Annotated in this window: 13 protein-coding genes and 4 pseudogenes; 2 read left to right on the top strand and 15 right to left on the bottom strand. The window is 61.9% G+C overall.

Going from position 1 to position 16,806, the window contains the following annotated elements:
* Positions 1-42 precede the first annotated feature (42 nt).
* Together ACVW1C_RS36455 and ACVW1C_RS36460 are read right to left on the bottom strand one after the other, a co-directional pair.
* The gene (locus tag ACVW1C_RS36455; protein WP_456762382.1) at positions 43-1,101 is read right to left on the bottom strand and encodes a hypothetical protein; all 1,059 of its coding nucleotides are present in this window, start codon (positions 1,099-1,101) and stop codon (positions 43-45) included.
* A pseudogene (locus ACVW1C_RS36460) lies at positions 1,044-1,355 on the bottom strand (GTP-binding protein); the annotation flags it as partial. The pseudogene ACVW1C_RS36460 and the gene ACVW1C_RS36455, both read right to left, overlap by 58 nt.
* Positions 1,356-1,358: 3 nt before the next feature.
* Here ACVW1C_RS36460 and ACVW1C_RS36465 point away from each other — a divergent pair.
* Positions 1,359-1,658: pseudogene (locus ACVW1C_RS36465) on the top strand (integrase); the annotation flags it as partial.
* A gap of 172 nt (positions 1,659-1,830) precedes the next feature.
* Here ACVW1C_RS36465 and ACVW1C_RS36470 read toward each other — a convergent pair.
* From ACVW1C_RS36470 to ACVW1C_RS36485, 4 genes and pseudogenes are all read right to left on the bottom strand, one after another.
* Positions 1,831-2,241: a hypothetical protein gene (locus ACVW1C_RS36470; protein WP_456762383.1), complete on the bottom strand. Its 411-nt coding sequence runs from the start codon at positions 2,239-2,241 to the stop codon at positions 1,831-1,833.
* A 63-nt stretch (positions 2,242-2,304) separates the two neighbouring features.
* The gene (locus ACVW1C_RS36475) at positions 2,305-2,739 is read right to left on the bottom strand and encodes a hypothetical protein (protein ID WP_456762384.1); all 435 of its coding nucleotides are present in this window, start codon (positions 2,737-2,739) and stop codon (positions 2,305-2,307) included.
* Between the two features lie 43 nt (positions 2,740-2,782).
* Complete coding sequence (locus ACVW1C_RS36480) at positions 2,783-3,700, bottom strand: NmrA family NAD(P)-binding protein (RefSeq protein WP_456762385.1); 918 nt, start codon at positions 3,698-3,700, stop codon at positions 2,783-2,785.
* Between the two features lie 27 nt (positions 3,701-3,727).
* A pseudogene (locus ACVW1C_RS36485) lies at positions 3,728-4,703 on the bottom strand (carbon-nitrogen hydrolase family protein).
* A gap of 251 nt (positions 4,704-4,954) precedes the next feature.
* Between ACVW1C_RS36485 and ACVW1C_RS36490 the strand changes: the two are divergent.
* Entirely contained in the window at positions 4,955-5,848 is an 894-nt protein-coding gene (locus ACVW1C_RS36490; RefSeq protein ID WP_456762386.1) for a LysR family transcriptional regulator, read from the top strand.
* A 7-nt stretch (positions 5,849-5,855) separates the two neighbouring features.
* Here ACVW1C_RS36490 and ACVW1C_RS36495 read toward each other — a convergent pair whose 3' ends face one another.
* The 9 genes and pseudogenes from ACVW1C_RS36495 to ACVW1C_RS36535 all read right to left on the bottom strand — a co-directional run bounded on the left by ACVW1C_RS36495 (position 5,856) and on the right by ACVW1C_RS36535 (position 16,536).
* Positions 5,856-6,368: a hypothetical protein gene (locus ACVW1C_RS36495; protein WP_456762387.1), complete on the bottom strand. Its 513-nt coding sequence runs from the start codon at positions 6,366-6,368 to the stop codon at positions 5,856-5,858.
* Between the two features lie 296 nt (positions 6,369-6,664).
* Positions 6,665-7,546, bottom strand: coding sequence for a LysR substrate-binding domain-containing protein (locus tag ACVW1C_RS36500; RefSeq protein ID WP_456762388.1), 882 nt, complete (start codon positions 7,544-7,546; stop codon positions 6,665-6,667).
* A 397-nt stretch (positions 7,547-7,943) separates the two neighbouring features.
* Positions 7,944-8,663 (bottom strand): hypothetical protein, encoded by a 720-nt coding sequence (locus ACVW1C_RS36505; protein ID WP_456762389.1) that lies wholly within the window; start codon positions 8,661-8,663, stop codon positions 7,944-7,946.
* Between the two features lie 52 nt (positions 8,664-8,715).
* On the bottom strand, positions 8,716-9,387 hold the full coding sequence (locus tag ACVW1C_RS36510) for a flavin reductase family protein (RefSeq protein ID WP_456762390.1): 672 nt from the start codon (positions 9,385-9,387) through the stop codon (positions 8,716-8,718).
* Positions 9,388-9,433: 46 nt separating this feature from the next.
* Complete coding sequence (locus ACVW1C_RS36515; RefSeq protein WP_456762391.1) at positions 9,434-11,971, bottom strand: CoA transferase; 2,538 nt, start codon at positions 11,969-11,971, stop codon at positions 9,434-9,436.
* A 456-nt stretch (positions 11,972-12,427) separates the two neighbouring features.
* Entirely contained in the window at positions 12,428-13,657 is a 1,230-nt protein-coding gene (locus ACVW1C_RS36520) for a CaiB/BaiF CoA transferase family protein (protein ID WP_456762392.1), read from the bottom strand.
* 2 nt (positions 13,658-13,659) lie between these two features.
* Positions 13,660-14,451, bottom strand: coding sequence for an enoyl-CoA hydratase/isomerase family protein (locus tag ACVW1C_RS36525; RefSeq protein WP_456762393.1), 792 nt, complete (start codon positions 14,449-14,451; stop codon positions 13,660-13,662).
* 27 nt (positions 14,452-14,478) lie between these two features.
* Positions 14,479-14,793: a putative quinol monooxygenase gene (locus ACVW1C_RS36530; RefSeq protein ID WP_456762394.1), complete on the bottom strand. Its 315-nt coding sequence runs from the start codon at positions 14,791-14,793 to the stop codon at positions 14,479-14,481.
* Between the two features lie 247 nt (positions 14,794-15,040).
* Positions 15,041-16,536: pseudogene (locus tag ACVW1C_RS36535) on the bottom strand (ABC transporter substrate-binding protein).
* Positions 16,537-16,806: the final 270 nt, after the last annotated feature.

The following is a 16,806-nucleotide window of genomic DNA, read 5'->3' on the forward strand; positions in this document are numbered from 1 at the left end:
TTCTCGCGCTAGTTTGATGCCCGAGACGACGGAACGAAGAGATTACGGCTTGCAAGTCGGCACCGGACTCGCGGCCGGTTCAGGAGCCCGGCGGTAACGAGCGAGGATCGGCTCGAGGACCTCTCTTGCCCAGAACTTCGGGGCGCCGATTTGCCTCAAGCAAAAGGCGTTCCAATAAGGGCTGCTCGACGAAGGCGACCGGCGAGCCGCAACGGCTTGTGCGGCCGCCTTGATGTCCTGCGATTCAGGGTAAATATAGACCGTCGTCGGTTCCTCGAGCAGTGGAATGATCTTCTCTGCGTCGGATCGCGCCCAACTCGTGCATCCATTGCTGCGTGCGCTCGCGTAGTCCACGAGGGTTCCGACCGGAACGCAACCATTCACATTGGCATAGGGACTGCGCGCCATGCTTCGATAATGGATGCCCTTCAGGACAACGGCTGGATGCCCGCCGATCGCACGCTCTCTGGCGTTGGCGGTTTCTCCCTCGCCATCGAACTGAACGAACGATCGCATCAGGACGGACTCCTGTTTCGCGGCGTTACGAAAGTAACCCTTGAAGGAGGACTTCGTCTCGGCCGTCACATAGGCGCCGCCGGTCGTCAGATTCGAGTCCAGTGCATTACCAAAATTCTTCGCACACTCCTTACCGTTCGCGAAATTCACCGCGCCCTTGATATTGCGGCCGCTGCCGTGCCCCGCGGACATCGCGCGAAAGGACTGGTCGGCTTCGCAGATCTCGTAGAAGCGCTTGCCCAATCCGCCATCGCTCGGCCGCGTCGCATCCATGGCGAAATAGCAGGGATTTTTGACGACGCCTGCTGCGACCTTTCGCTGGTACAGAGCGCGCGCCCTCTGCAAGACCACTGGGGCGATCTGCCCCTCGCCGTCACCGACATGACTCTTCAACCAGGCCGGTATCCCCGACGGCTGTTCCGCCGCAAAGGCTCCAGTCGCCAGCGACGCGGCTATCGTCACGCCAAGCGCGAACCGCCTGCGAAAGGGCAATCCAGACCGCAACGGATCGCCTCCACAACTGCCGTTCAGCCGGCTTGATCGGCACGACACCATGCTGGAAATGGATCTGGCAGCTTTGCCCATTCGGCAACATCCATTGCAGGCCTGCCTGGCACGAGGCAGGCATCGAGCCGCGCTCGGATCGCCCCTTCGTCCATGCCGACGCCGATGAATACGATTTCCTGGCGGCGGTCGCCATAGATCTCGTTCCAGTGCTTCCGCAGATTTTTGCGCCAGAGAGGATCGTCAGGCCAGCGCTCCGCAGGAACGGCCGCCCACCAGAAGCCCAATGCTTCGGTTCGCACGATCGAGCCCGCTTGGCTTATTTCGCCGAGCCATTACACAGCTTCGCGAGCATCGCCAACGATCTTGGCTTTACCGAGGTGACCATCGCGGCGCTGGTCGGCCATGCCAAGGGTTCGGTGACAAGCAAGTACATCCATACGCTTGACACAGCGCTCATCATGGCTGCGGACGCGATCGCGGGCTACATTCAAGGGCTGCTTGATGGTGTCGAGTTCAAACAGACTGCATACGCGCTGGACGGCGATTCACGAAAAGCCGCCTTGGCCCGCTTCCTGAGAAGAGCTTCGGAGCGTGACCTCGATGATGCCGACGAGAGGTCCCGTCTAGCAGCTTAGGTCCTGGCAGCGCCTGTCGCCTTGCCTCAATGGTGGTGGTCAACTCCTGAAGGCTGATCAGGTGTTGAGCGAGCGTTGAGGGGTGGGGGCGTCCAATGTTGTCCACCAGGACCGTGATTTCGAGGCTCTCGACCGGCTGGATCATCGCGGGTACGCCTCACGTTTGCAGACCTCAAGGTTTCGGCTGCATGCCCTGCAAAAGGCGAAGCGGGTTGAGCGGGCCAATGGGGATCAGTTCGAAGCTCATCATGTGTGCCTTGCCCAAAGGCAGCTTTTCGAGCATTTCGTGGGCGACGGCCGGATCGGTGGCGTTGATGATGAACGCCACGCCCCGCTTTCCGCCCTGTAGGGAGTACCACTGCTCGATTTTGCCATCGAGGTAGAGGTCGACCGTTTCCCGAACTTCGTCCGGTAGGACAGCAAACACCTGCGATTGTTCGAAACCGGGATTGATGGTCCCGATGGCGAGAATCTTGGTCGTGGGCGTCGTTTTCATGGCAGTTCCTTGTGCGTTTGCGGAGTTGAAGCCGACAAGGCAGCCAACGATTGCCAATGTGGCGGCAGAAACGAATTTCATTTTCATGTTCATTCCAACTTAGCTGACCTGATATTGCGATCATTCCAGCTGTATGGGATATCCGGGCCGTTACATGTCTGATGCCCCGGCTATACCGTCCGCTTGCGCGGCGGTTAGATACAACTCACCAAATCGATCTTCGAATTTCTCCCACATCAGGCGAGAGAACAGTAGCGCTGCATCAAGAGGATAGTGGTGTATCAACACCGAGTCTGCTTCACCAGAAGCGTCCATATGAACAAGGAGTGAGCATTCGATAGAAGTGCCTTGAATGCTTGAGCGATAAGACTCCACGAAGAAGTCGCCCAAGTTGCCGTAGTAGGTATAGTCTTGGAATTCGTACAACGTGCGGGCATGCTGGATGAGCGCAAGAATGTTCTCCTTGCCATGCACTGCGCGTTTCAGAACGGCGCCTTCGAGCGTGGCATCTTGGGCCAGTTTTCCAAGCCACGGTGGCGGTCCATTGGGACGTGGCAACGTTGGCGCCGTCTCAGTAAATTTCATGGTCAATTCCAAGTGAGATTGATGGAGTGATTTGGCGATGGCTTCAACTGCGCGTGAACTTGGCGGCATGCTCTTTCACGAACTCTCGCATGCCCATTGGCTTCTGGCCCGTGAGCTTGAGAACGTCGTCGGTCAGACGGTCGAAGCGGCCCTGTTGGTGAAGCTCGGCCAACACCGTAAGGTGCTTGATCACGTGCTCCGGCAAGCCGACCTGGCGAATCTTTTCGGACCATGCCGAGATGGGAACGCTGCGGTAGACGATCGTGCGGTCGAGTGCTTCCGAGAAGGCGCGAGCGTAGTGGTGTAGATCGGCCGACTCGGGGCCGGTGAGGTTGTAGATCTGGCCGATATGCGGCGCTGGATTGTCGAGGATCTTCGCCACGACCCGAGCCACATCCATGGCCGCGATAGGCGAGGTCTTGGCGTCGCCGAGCGGCAGCACTAGTTCGTCCGTTTCGAGGACGCCATTGCCGGCAATTTGCAAGAAGAAGGTCTCGATGAATCCGGTGGGACGCATCGTGACTACTGGCAAGCCAGACCACGCCAGCGCTTGCTCCGCGAGCCAATGCTGCTTGTGCTGCGGACTGTCCGTGGTCTCGGTGATGCTCATCCCGGTGACAGTCATCTGCGACATGTTTACGAAGGCTTCGACGCCGTGGTGACGCGCGACCGCAGCAACATTCACGGTCGCTTCTAAATAGGCCGGCGACAGGGACATGCTGAAGTAGATGCGCTTGCAGCCATCGATTGCGCGATGCACCGACCGGAGGTCGGTGAGGTCACCATCGACGGTTTCGGCACCGAGCAAGCGCAGCGCTTCGGCGCGCTCGTCCTCGCGACGCACCATTGCACGCACCTTGTGGCCCTTTGCAATCAGCATCGCCGTAAGATGGCGGCCAATGGAGCCAATCGCCCCGGCCGCGCCAGTGACGAGGATGGGGGTATCGCTAGAAACACTCATGGCTATCTCCTAACGGGCGAGGTGCGCCTATAGAATTTCGGTGCAACGCTCGGCATCAATGGCCGGATGCCCTGCGCGATCATGGATGTGCCTTGTTGGTGTGCGGTCGATCATGAGGCTGAGCAGCTCCGGACGGGCGTAGTGGCCGCGCGAGTCCATTTGCTGCTTGCGCTTGTAGATCAGCTTGAAATCGAGGTCGGCAATGACTTCACCTTCGCCGGACCGGAGCGGTTCGCCCAGCAGCGTACCGTCGGGTGCGACGATGGCGGTGAAGCAACCGCCGGAGATCGGGCCGATCTGGCAGCCCGTGTCCTTCATGATCTGCGCTTGCTGATCGGCTCCAGGCGGTCGCGTTCACGACGAAGGCGCCGGACTCCAGGGCATGCTGACGGATGTTGATCTCCATCCTCATGGCAAATCCGTCGCCGAAGGCGGAGCCTGGGTACATGGCCGAGTGGATCTGCTCGCCGTCGGCCATCAGCGCGTAGCGCGCCAGGGGGTTGTTGTGCTCAAAGCATGCGAGTTGGCCAATGCGGCCGACCTTGCTGTCGACGGCGCGCAGACCCGACCCGTCGCCCTGGCCCCAGATCATGCGCTCGAAATGGGTGGGCGTGATCTTGCGGCGACGCTGGATCAAGGTGCCATCGGCATCGAAGAGCAACTGTGTGTTGTAGATGGTGCCGCCGTCACGCTCATTGACGCCGATCGAGACCACCATGTCGGCCTTCCGAGCAGCCTCGCCAATTGCGTCGGTAGCCACCGACGGCACCGTCACGGCCTGATCAAGCAGCCTCAGATACTCTTCACCGAAAAGTTGCGTCATCGGGGTCTGGACGGCCGAAAAGTACGGGTAATACGGCACCACGGTCTCGGGGAAGGTGGCGAACTGCACGCCCTTCTGGCCCAACTCGTGGATCTTCTTCACGACCTTCTCGACGGTCCCCTGGCGGCTGTACAGCACGGGGCTGATCTGCACGGCGGCAGCTTTCACGATGGTGCTCATGGCATGTTTCTTTCAGCTTGAGGCTCCGAAGGCGTTAAATTGGGACGGATGCAACGGTGGTGACCGGGCCGAGACCCGTCGCGGATGACATTCGCGCACAAGCTGGACAACTCCCAGTTAGGCAATGTTAGGAGACGTTAGCTGTTGTGGGCCGCGGTTAAACGGCTCCCATCGTCCAGATAGGAGACAGATCGCCGCGTGAGAATGCGCGGCAAACGCGATATAGTCTTCCGCTGAACGGGAGAATATCGATGAACCGGCTCGAAGACTACCAAGCGCTTACGGCGATTGTCGAGAAGCGGAGCCTCACCGCGGCTGCTCGCCATCTCGGGCGTTCGCTGCAATCGGTGAGCCGCTCTCTGGCTGCTTTGGAGCAGGAGGTGGGTGTCGAGCTCATTCGCCGCACGACGCGCCGTTCGAATCCGACTGACGCCGGGCTTGCGTTCTATCGAAGGCTGAACGCGGCGCTTTCCGAGATCGAAGCCGCCAAGCTTGAGACTTCCAACCGCCGCGCCGAAGCTACCGGGCTCTTGCGCATTTCCGGCTCGACGAGCTTCGTGCCGCTTCACATTGTTCCGGTGCTGCCGGAATTTCTTGCAAGGTATCCCGGAGTCGAAGTCGAGCTCGAACTGTCTGATGGCTTTGTCGATCTTGTCGGCGAAGGAATAGACCTCGCGATCAGAATCGGCGACCTGCCGGACTCAGGCCTGAAGGCAAAGCGGCTGGCAAGTTCGCGGCGTGTTGTCTTTGCCGCCCCAAGCTACCTCGCCAAGTTCGGCCGGCCGCGAAGTCCCGACGACCTCAAGCGTCACCAGTGCATCGTCCGCACCACAACCCGATTCGGCAATGACTGGCCGTTCCCAGCGAAGGGACGGATGAAGGCCATCAAGGTTGCGGGGCGGGTTCGAACCAGCGGAGCAGCCACCGCGAATGCGGCCGCCGTGCAGGGTCTCGGCATTGCCGTCGGGCCACTTTGGCAAGTCCGTTCGCTAGTTGACCGCGGCGATGTCGAGCTGTTGCTCACGCGCTTCGAGCCGCCGCCCGTGCCAATTCACGCGGTTTGGCCCGCGACCAAGGTACTGCCAGCCAAGACTCAGCTGTTTGTTGAATTCTTGGCCGCCCGTCTGCAAAAGGAGCAGCTCTAAGCAGTCATTATCGCTCCGGGTTCAGAATGGTTAGTGGCCGGCAGCACCATTTGTCGCAGCCTTCGACTTGCTTGTGGCCAGAATAGCGAGACCGGCCAGAAACGAGAACCACGCCGAGCACCATAAGGGTGTCGCTAAAGCCCTGCACCAGAGCCTGCTGCTTCACGACTTTGCCCAGCGCGATGATGGCCTGCTGGTGCGCGGCGGCGGTATCAGCCAAGCCATGGTTCAGGAAGGACTTGGTCAGTCCTGCGATCCGGCTGCGCACTCTTTCGCGGCCGAGATCAACCGATTGGCCGATGAAGTTGGAATAAAACTGCTCGCGCTTGGTAACGATGGTCGCCAGCACCGCGGTGCCGATCGCGCCGCCGAGCGCGCGGCTGTCGGCTTTATTCCTGAGATCAAGGACCGCGTCCTCAACACCGAGGACGTGCTGGCAGGCATTCAGTCCTTTATCGAGCGAAGGGCGGCCTCTTTCAAGGGGCGCTGACCGCAGGGACCGCGAACCAATGGTCGACACTCCGGCCACGCCGGAGGTCCGGCCTGGTTGCGAAGTTGGAGCCTCAGAAGCTTCTGTCGTATGCCGCTGCCGCGATCGAGCCACAATCCAACATGAGGCGGCGGCGCCGCCTTAAAGGATCGGCACCAGCGCAGAGGTCAGATGGATCTGGCGTTTCAGGGCAAGTGATTCCTGATGGCCTTCTACTGTCGAGGCGGTTGCCTCCGCGGCCTTGATCACGCTCCGTCGCTGAACTCTCGACTCTTAGGTTGAGACGCCGGCTCAGATCGGCCGGCTGCGGTTCTGCCGGCGCAGAGCTAGCCATAGACTTCGGCGATGAAATCAATGAAGGCCCGGAGCTTCGGCGTCATCCGGCGGTTCTTCAGCCAGACGATATGGCGTTCGCGCGAGGCGGTTCTGTATTCCGGCAGGAGGGGCACCAGGCGGCCGGCCGCGACGTCGTCGACCAGAAGCTCGTCCCGCATCAGCACGATGCCGGCACCCGCGAGCGCGGCATATCTTATCCCGAACGCACTGTTGATGCTCAGGCGGCTCTTGACCTCGACCTCCGTTTCGCCATCCGGTCCGAAAAAGGTCCAGCGTTGGCCTTCCGCCCAGCCGGCATAGCGCAAACAGTCATGGTGGGCGAGATCTTGTGGGCAGGTCGGTATGCCGTGCTCGGCAAGATAGTTCGGCGCGGCACACACCAGCCCCTGGTAGGGCGAGAGCGCGCGCGACATCATCGTCGAGTCGCCGAGCTTGCCGACGCGGATCGCAGCATCGATGCCGTCCTCAAGCAGGTCAATCATCCGGTCGCTAAGGACGATCTCAACGCTGATCTCGGGGTATTTCTTCATGAACCGCACCACCGCCGGCGCCAGGCTATAGGAGCCGAATGCTACCGAGGTTGCGATCCGCAGCCTGCCACGCGGCGCCTTCAGGGCGTGCTCAGCGAGAACGTCACCGGCTTCGGCCTCCTCCAGCAGATGACGGCAATGCTCAAGATAATGCTGGCCAAGCTCGGTGAGGCCCTGGCGCCGGGTCGACCGATTGATCAGTTGGGAGCCCAGCCGCTCCTCGAGAAAGCGGATGTGCTTGCCGATCATGGTCGGCGACAGCCGCAGTTCCTTGGCGGCCGCAGCAAAGGACCCGAGGTCAGCCACCCTGATGAACACCGCCATGCTGGTCAGTCGGTCCACGTGCAACAGCCTGATCGTCGGTAGGCGCGCGGCAAGCGCGTCCGATGAGCCACAGTATCATTGACGAACGGCAAGCAATCAAGCCGCGCGCCGGTAGTAGGGACAGTGATCACAGGTCGAGGAGGGAGTCGTGACCGCGATGCAATACCGACGATTCGTTCACGCAGAAGCAACTGCGTCCGGCTTTATCGGATACGAGTTGGTCGCTATCCAAAGCATGTCCGTCGGCCGTATCCGCCAAGTGCTCCGGTGTCTGCCGCCGCGGATACGTCTTCCGACTTAGCCTGCCGGCATCCGCCGGCAGGCAATTTTTTTATCAAACAACTTGGAGAGCGGCGGATCGGTCTCATGTCGGTCTCACGATTTGGCGCCTCAATCGATGCGCGTCTCGGCCAGCTCACGAAAACCGAAACTCGCTCAGATCGATCGATACCATCAGCGGATCCAGGATGACGCGTTCGTCCTGGTCGCGCTGATAGGCGCGACGTCTTGTCGGAAAGCGAATGCCGCCGGCCTCGGCGTAGTCATAGACGAGCTGCGCCGCCGGGAAAGATCCGGCAATATCCACGGCATAATCATGCCGGCGCAGCCGGAGTGCGCTGTCGAAGAAGAAGTCCTGCACCGGGCTGTGGGTGGCAAGTCCGGCGGGAAAGCGCGCGCGCAGCCTGTGCCAGCGCTCCGGCCCCTCGTGCCAGTGGGGCATCTCGGTGATCTCGACCCCTTGCAGGCTCAACAGGAACGGCGTCGTCAGATAGGTCCACAGGGCATAGCCGTTGAAATAGGCGCGGTGAAGCCCGTCCCAGGGCGTCGTCTTTTGATGACCCGCGAACGAGGCTCTCGGATCCTCCCGCTCGGCGACGAGCGTGCCGTCGGTTTTCTCGATCGCAATGCGGGATGGCGAGTAGGCCGTCCTCTGATCCGGTGCTCCGAACGGCAGGACCGACGCACGCTGTTCGTGCAACCACACAGTCATTTGCCGCGAGTTTTGGTCCTGAATGAGTCCTTTGATGCCCCAGAGCTCGCCTCCGGTCACGATGGTCGCCGTCACTCTGGAGAGTGCGTTCCATCTTGCAAGGCCTCCGTGGGCGTCAAGGATGTCGTTGAGCAAAGCGAGCATGGCAACTCCGAAAGGGGCCGGTGATCGGCTGTTGGACGGTGGGCTCAAATACTTAGCGCTCGGCTGCACGCGTTTGGCGTGCGGCCTGGCCTGTCCCAGCAGCGCCGCGCGTCCAGTCTTCAAGCGAAATGTTAGGCAGTTCGAACCGGGCCGTCGTGCGTGCGTACCATCCGCCTTCCATGCGTCCGATCAGATCGAGCTTCTCGGCATCGATATACTTGCGGTCGGGGTCGATCACGGCTGCGTCCGCGACATGCATGCAATGGATACGCCCCAGCACCAGGCTGAACGAACCGAGCGCGATCTCCTGCATGAAGCTGCATTCCATCGCGACCGGTGCTTGCGCAATCCTTGGAACGGTTACGAACTCGCCGGGCGCGAGCGTCAGGCCCGCCTCGGTCGGTTCCTCGACGCCGTTCGGGAAGGCGATCGACGTGATCCGCATCTGCTCGGCCAGCGAATAAGGGACGAGGTTGACCACGAACTGCTCGTTGGTTCGGATATTGAGCCGGGTGTCCTTGGGCTCGCCAGGAGAGCGGCTTCCAATTCCAATGCCAACGGTTGCGGGATCCGAGCCAAAAACGTTGAAGAACGAGAACGGCGCGGCGTTGACGGCGCCCGCCCGATCGTGGGTCGTGACCCACGCGATCGGCCGGGGCAGCACGGTGGCCAGCAGTAGCTTGTAGCGTTCGATTGGCTCGAGACGGTGAAAGTCAAAGATCATGAGGCAGGTCCTTAACGGGAGATGAACGATCTGGCCGGCACTGCAATCACGCGCCGCGCCGGGCCTTTGGAAAATAGTCAGGCGATATCGGCCAGGCGGTTGCCGCCGTGCGGGCAGCGATCAGCTCGTGAATTTCAGGCTGGCTGTAGCCGAGCTCGGCCAATACCTCCTCGGTATCCCTTCCGGGCTTTGGCGCCGGCGCCAGCAGCGCGGGCGGCACGATGGCCGAGCGATACCATGACGGAACGGGCAGGGCGACGCGGTGGCCACTTGGATGCTCGCGTTCGATCATCAGCAAGGCGCGTCCGTCCAGCTGTCGATCGGCTTGCGATGCTTCCGGAATCAGGATGGCTTCGCGCAATTTATCGAGCCGGGTCACAGCGGTCGCACTGGCCGACGTGATCGGGCTAATGCGCCTGGAGATCTCGAGTGTTGACAGCTTTGCGATCGCCGCGCTCACTGCCGCTTCGGAGCTGTCGCTGCTCTCGAGGAGGCCTGCGATCCTGTCGAGCTCGGACGGACGGCTGCACAATACGATCCAGCCGTCGCTGGCGCGGTAGAGCCGATAATGAGCGCCGTAGCCATGGGTCTCCTGGCCGGAGGGCACCTGCTGTTCAACACCGTGCGCCTGCACCATGAAGGGAAACTGGACGAGCTGCGCCCCCATGGCGAGCGAGGTCCTGACATGGGACGCACCGCGGCCAAGCTTGCGCGCGATCAGGGCGTGCAGCATGCCGAGCGTTGCTGAGAAGCCGGTGATATAGTCGACGCAGGAGGCGAGGCCGTGCATCACGGGGGCCCCTGGCGAGCCGAACCGGGTTGTAATGCCCGTCGCGGCCTGAAGCACGGGGTCATAGGCCGGAAAATCCTTGAACGGACCTCCGTCGGGACCGCCCCACGCGCTGATCTGGCAGATCGTCAGCTCGGGGTTGATCTGGCGCAGTTGCTGTTCGCAGACGCCGATCCCCTCGAGCGATCGATCCAGGAAGTTGTGCACGAGAACGTCGCAGTCGCGCACCAGCCGATGGAAGGCGCGCTGCCCCCGCGCGGATTTGAGGTCGAGGATGATGGCGCGCTTGCCCTGGTTGACATCGATCCCGAACCACATCGTCATGCGTGGCCCTGCCTGGGGGTGGACCGGGTCGATGCGGATGACGTCGGCGCCAAGTTCGGCCAGCGTTCGTGCCGAGACCGGGCCTGCTATCACGTTCGACAGATCGATGACACGCAGACCTTCGAGGATATTCGCGCCGGCGGCTTTCACTGCGCCGGCCGGGGCTAGTTGCGATCGCAACCATTCGCCATGGCCCTCGCTGCGAGCGCGCAGCCTCGGCGAATGCAGGCCTTCGCCAGCGATGGTCACGAAACGGCCCGCCTGCCGCGTCGTGCCGAACCGCGGATCGTAGAGCGTGCTGACACAGCCTGCCTCGAGTGCCGCGGTCAAGTTCAACCACTCTTCAGTGCTCCGGACCACCGTGACGGGAACGCCGGCGGCCTGCAGCGCAGCTTCCCACTCTGCCGCGGTTCTGCTCAGCAGCCGTGCTGACATCAGTGCGAAGATGCGTTTTCTCCAGGCAACCGACAGGCCGCCGGAATCACTGATATTGCTGCCGGCGGTCGCGACGTCGTAGGGGCTTGCCACGGTGATGCCCTCGGCGATCAGATCATTGAGGAGGCCGAGCGCCTCAAGACAGGCCCTCGGCTGATGGACATGGCCGATCGCATTGATGAAGATGAAGCGGTCATCCTTGCAGCGATGATTGGCAAAGAAGGGCGGCCCTCCCTCGGCAAGATGGGATCTGACCGCGGCGCGATGCTCTGGCGCAAGATGGGCCTCGAGATCGCGCAGGATCGGCAGGGCAACCTCGCTCATGGACTTGTCGATCGGCGGCAGGTCGAAATATTGCGGTTGGTTCTCGATCCTCATGATCAAAAGTGCCATTGCCGACAGCAGCGCGTCCTGCAGGGGGACTTCAACGTGAGCGCCTCGCCCGGTGTTCAGCCGGTGCAGGTAGGCTGCGGACGCGGCAATCGCGCCGTGTACGCCACCGTAGGCGGACGCCATCGGCAGCGCGGTAAAGTTCGGCCTGCCTCCAAGCACCGGCCCCAACGCATGGATATCGGTGAAGACCCCGACAGATGCCGCAATCGCTGCCTCCCACTGGCCATGTTCAGCGGAGGGAGCGCCCGACGCAATGGCGGGCATCGAAATATAGACCAGTTGATTGTTGGCACGCTTCAGCGTCTCGTACTCGAGCCCGAATCTGGCACTTCGGCCGGCGCCGAGATTGTCGATGACGATATCCGCAGTCTCGGCAAGGCGCAGGGCATGACCGCGGCCGCTCTCGCTGGCGAGGTCGAGCTCGAGCTCGCGCTTGCCGCGAGACAGAAGCGCCCGCGCAGGGACGTCCGCGCCGGCCGGCTTGTTGATGTCAATGACATCCGCGCCCTGGTCTGCAAGAAGCATCGAGGTGACCCGCCCAGCCCAGATGCCACCAAGGTTCAGGACACGTACACCTTCCAATGGGGCGAGCACAGTTTGCCGGTCGGCCTTCTGATGTTCCCCAAGCGATTTCACGGCCATCGTTCCTTACTCCCTTGTGTGCGGCCTTGCTTGCGCCGGATTGCTTGCGCTTGATTGCTCGTGCCGGGCTGTCTTGCGGCTCAATCATCGTGCCGAATTGCGCCTAGTTCGGACTGTTCGGAGCAAAGTGAGATAATCCTAGCGATTGCCTTTGCGGCATAAACCGGCTTCGGGTTGTTTCAATCAACACCATTCGTGCATGATCGAGGACCTCAAGGCTTCGCCGGCCGGTTCTTGCGTAGCTGTGCGGGGCGTTGCGCCAGATGCTCTGGCGTCGTCCTTGTGTGCGCATCGAACCGGCCGGCCGGCCGCCGCCTATCGCGAAACCACCACGGGCTTCCGGATCGCTCGCGGACCAGGAAGCGCGAGCGCAGCGCCCGGCAAGATGGCGCTATATCAGGCGTCGACGCGCCCGTCGGATGCAGTTGGGACCACCGTTTCGTGCAGCCGCCGGGCTCAAACTTCGGCCACTTGCGCGCGGGGATGGCTGATCAGCACGCCGGCCGTGGCTAGCCGCGCCAATTCCGCCTCGCTGACGCCGAGCTCGCTCAAGACCTCGATATTGTGCTCGCCCTGAAAGGCGGGGGGACCTGGCGGCGCCAGCTGTTCTTCCGAGAACCGCCACGGACGGCCGGGCAAGCGATATTCGCCGCCGCTGCGATCCGGGACGCGCTGCACCGCGCCCCAATATGCGCTCCAATCCGAACCGGCGAGCGCCTTGACCGAGCGGACTTCACCCATCGCGATCTTGGCTTCGTCGAACTGGGCATCGAGACTTGCCATGTCCGGGAAGGTCAGGATCCAGGTCTGGATGATCTGATGCAGGGCGCCGAAATGGATCCGCCGTGCCGCCGCGGTCCCAAATCGCGGATCGTCCGCGAGATCGGCGCGCCGCATCGCTCGGAGCCAGGACGGAAACGTCCGGCTCCCGACGATGCTCGTCGCGACGGTGAAATGCTCGCCCTCGGGCCCCGTGAAAAAGGCGCAGTCGGTCGCGCCCAGAATAGCGGGCTCCGCCCCGATGTCATCGTCCGACAGGTCGAGATGGGCGCGCTCATTGATCGCCATCAAGGTCGCGGCCATTGCCACGTCGATGAATTGTCCGCGTCCCGTCCTTTGCCTGCTGTTCAGGGCGGCGAGGATCGCGATCACCGCTTGCAATCCGGTGTAGACATCGCCGTGGGAGAGGCTGTCGGTTCGTGGCTCGCGCAGCGCCTCGCCGTAGTGACGAACACTGTTCGCGGTGAAGCCCACTTCCGCCTGCACCGTCGGCGCGTAGGCCATCCGGCTGCGCCACGGGCCACCCTGACCGTAGCCCGTGATCGACGCATAGATCAGTCGCGGATTCCGCTTTGCCAAAGTCTCGTAGTCAAGGCCGAAGAAGCCGAGCGTTCCGGCTCGAAAGTTTTCCACCACGATATCGGCCGTGTCGCACAGTTTGAGCGCCAGCTCGCGGGCGCCCGGCAGATTGAGGTTGATGCTGATATTGCGTTTGCCGGCGTTCTGCTGCGCGTAATAGCCGGACATCCCCTCGCTCGAGGGGAAGGCAAACCGCGAAAGGTCCGGTCGCGGCGGCTCGATCTTGATGACCTCGGCGCCGAGGTCCTGCAATGTGCGGGCACAGAGCGGCCCGGCAAGAACACGGGAGAAGTCGACGACGCGCAATCCCTTCAGAGGCCCGCTCATGGTCAGCGCCCCGCAAACCTGGCCAGTCCCGGCCCGTTCGCCCGAAACGAGGCAAGGCCGGCCTTCAGGTCCTCTGAGGCCCATATCGGCGCTTGAACCCGCGCCATGGCCTGATCGGCCGCGTCAACTCCCTCGTTGACCGCAATATGGACCAGCTCTTTGGTTGCGGCATGCGCGAGCGTCGGACCCTGTGCGAATTCTTCGGCGATTGTCATCGTCACCTGCTCAAGCGCTTCTTCGGGCACGGTCAGGTTGATCAGGCCCCATTTCTCGAGGGTCGGCGCATCGTAGCGGCGCGCGAGCATCGACATCTCCTTGGCCCGCGCCGCGCCGATGCGCTGGACCTGCCGCTGGATGCCGCCGAGCAGCGGGTGCAGCCCAAGCGTCGCCTCGACCGAACCGATCTTGGCAGAGGCGGCTGCGACGATGTAGTCGCAGGACAGGGCGAGCTCGAGCCCGCCGCCGAGGCAGGCACCATGGACGCTTGCGATGACCGGGATCGGCAGCAATTCCATGAAGTTCAGGAATTCAAGGCCGGTCATCCTGCGGCCTTCGCCGCCGGTATCACCGCCTGCAACGCGCTGGTCGAGAATATCAAGATCCGCGCCGGCGGAAAAATGCCGCAACCCGCTGCGGATCGTAATCGCGCGGCTGCCGGCATCGCGCGCGGCCTCGATCTGCTCCACCAGGGCATCGATCAGTTTTGGCCCGATCAGATTGTAGGGTCGATAGACCATCGTCAGCACGGAGACGCCGCCGTGGGCCTCGCGTGTTACCAAAGCATCGTCAGACAAGGTCGGCGCTCCGTTGGGTTCAGTTTGCTATCTGGATACGGGCTGCAAGAGATGCACCGTGCGGCTGGCGAGCTTGTTCTTCACGCGCTCGGCATAGGCTGCCATGTGCGGGGAGCGGGCATGCGCCTTCAGCGCCGCAACGCTTTCCCATTTCTCGACGATGATGAAGGTGTCGTCGCCGTAGGCGGTCTGCGGAGGACCATAGTCCTTGAGGTCGGTAAACGCTGTATACTCGATGCAGCCGGCCTCGGCGTGAACGGCAGGAACGTTGCGCTGGAAAATATCGAGTACCTCGGCTCTCATGCCGGGCTTGGTCACAATCACGACAATGCCTTGTATCATTCGAATTGATCCTTTAAGCGGGTTTGCACCGTTCAAACCTAGCGTGATGCAGCGTGAGCAAGTAGCCAGTGAGCGGTGATTAGTCAGCACACTCCTGGTGCATAATGCCGGCGCTTGCCGGCCAATCGCAGATCATATGCTTGAACGGGCTTGGGAAGACAAAGTAATGCCGCGCCGGGGAAACAGGTGAGTCGGCAATGCCGCGGGCCCCTTCAGATGCTGGATCAGTGCTTCTGCCGATCGATCCCTAGTTCCCACCCGACACACCGAGCAACTCGCCAAACTCCTCCCATGCCCGTCCGCTCCAGCGGCGCAGCTTGATCTGGGTAATGGCCTGGTTGACCGTCGGGCTGGTGTTGACTCGGACGCCGTCCAGAAATGTCGGCAACGCGAAATTCCTGATATTGTGGGCTTGCCGGTTGATGTTCTCCCGGGAGAGATCGTCGCCGCATTGCCGTAACACCTGCTCCAGGAGCTCTGCCTGCTGGGTTCCCGCAAGGTAGAGCGTGTCGTCTATGTCGGCGCCCGCCAGATACTTGGCAAAATGCGCCCGGTACGATCTGATGGCTGGATCGTCCGTCCACTTTGGATCATTCGGATCCTTGTAGAACGATGACGAGACCACGCCGATTGAGGCCTCGAGCCCGGCCGGCACCAATGTCGCCGAGACCGAGCTTGCAACCGAGGGGATCGCAATCAGCGCTTTCCAGTTCAACTCATGCGCCTTGCGGATCGCCTGTGCGGCGAACTTGGCGCTCCGGCGATAAATAGCGCATTCGCTCCTGCGGCCTTGAGTGTCAGGATCTGGGACTCGATCGTAGGCTGCGTGACCTCAAACTGCGCCGCGACCACCTGCTTGTCGAAGGCCGCGCCAAGCGCGTCCTTGAAGGCGCCGAGGAAGTCCTTGCCGAGATCATCGTTCTGGTAGAGCACGCCGATCCTGGCGTCGGGCAGGCTCGATGCGATGAAGCGCGCGATGACCTTGCCTTCGGTCGCGTAGCTCGGCTGCGAGGTCGTTGTGTAGGGGAATTCCTTGGCATGGGTGAACTTTGCCGCGCCACTGACCACAAATAGGTGAGGGATCCTGTTCGAATTGAGGTAGCGGACGATCGCGGAATTGGTGGCGGTGCCGAGCGGACTGAAGATGACGGCGACCTCATCGCCTTCGACAAGCCTGCGCGTCTGCTCGACCGCCTTTGGCGGACTATAGGCATCGTCAAGCGCGATCAGGTTGACCTTTCGGCCGTTGATTCCGCCCCGATCATTGAGGGCGTTGATATAGGCGATCACACCCTTTCCATAGGCGCCGAATTGCGAAGCCGGACCGCTGAACGGGAACGTGGCGCCGATCTTGATCTCGGCTGCCGTAACACCCGGCAGGTCGGCCGCATCAGTGTGGGCCACTGCAATCGCCGCGGCAAAGATAAGCGCGTGTTTCAGCCTGACGAACATCAGGATCCCTCCAAACCAATAAGACGTAGGGTAACAAACCGGTGGCGCCCCGACAGACGGTGAGGGTGCGTTCTGTCTGAACCCGTGGTGTCGAACGCTTGGCAGCGAGTCGGCCAGCACCGACCAGGGAATGCGTCGCGCGGGCGAAACGGGCTGTGAGCCTGCATGCGGGAAATACGCGCCGACCGCTTGCCCAAGCCGGAATCGTGAACCCCACTTCAAGAGGACGCGTGACGCGATCGTTGCGGTCAACGCATGCGCAAGCCTACGCCAACCGCTTGAGGCGAGCATGTCCTGAAATTACGGCGCATTTGTCCTTTACGGCGCGGCGGCGATTTCGAATCTTTGTCGAGATATCCCGTGGGTCCCGCTGGCGAGCGAGCGAAGCATCTCGCGGGGCGGGCTTCGAGGGACCAGTATGGCAATCAACTTGAACATCATTGGCAGCAATCACACGATAGCGGCGGACGGCGACCATTCGGATCCTACCGAAGAATATGCGCTGGACGGCTACCGGTCGCGGGAGCTGACTCGGCCGCTGCCAGGGAATCTCGGCACCTG

It is taken from the genome of Bradyrhizobium sp. USDA 4011 (genome assembly GCF_054063415.1).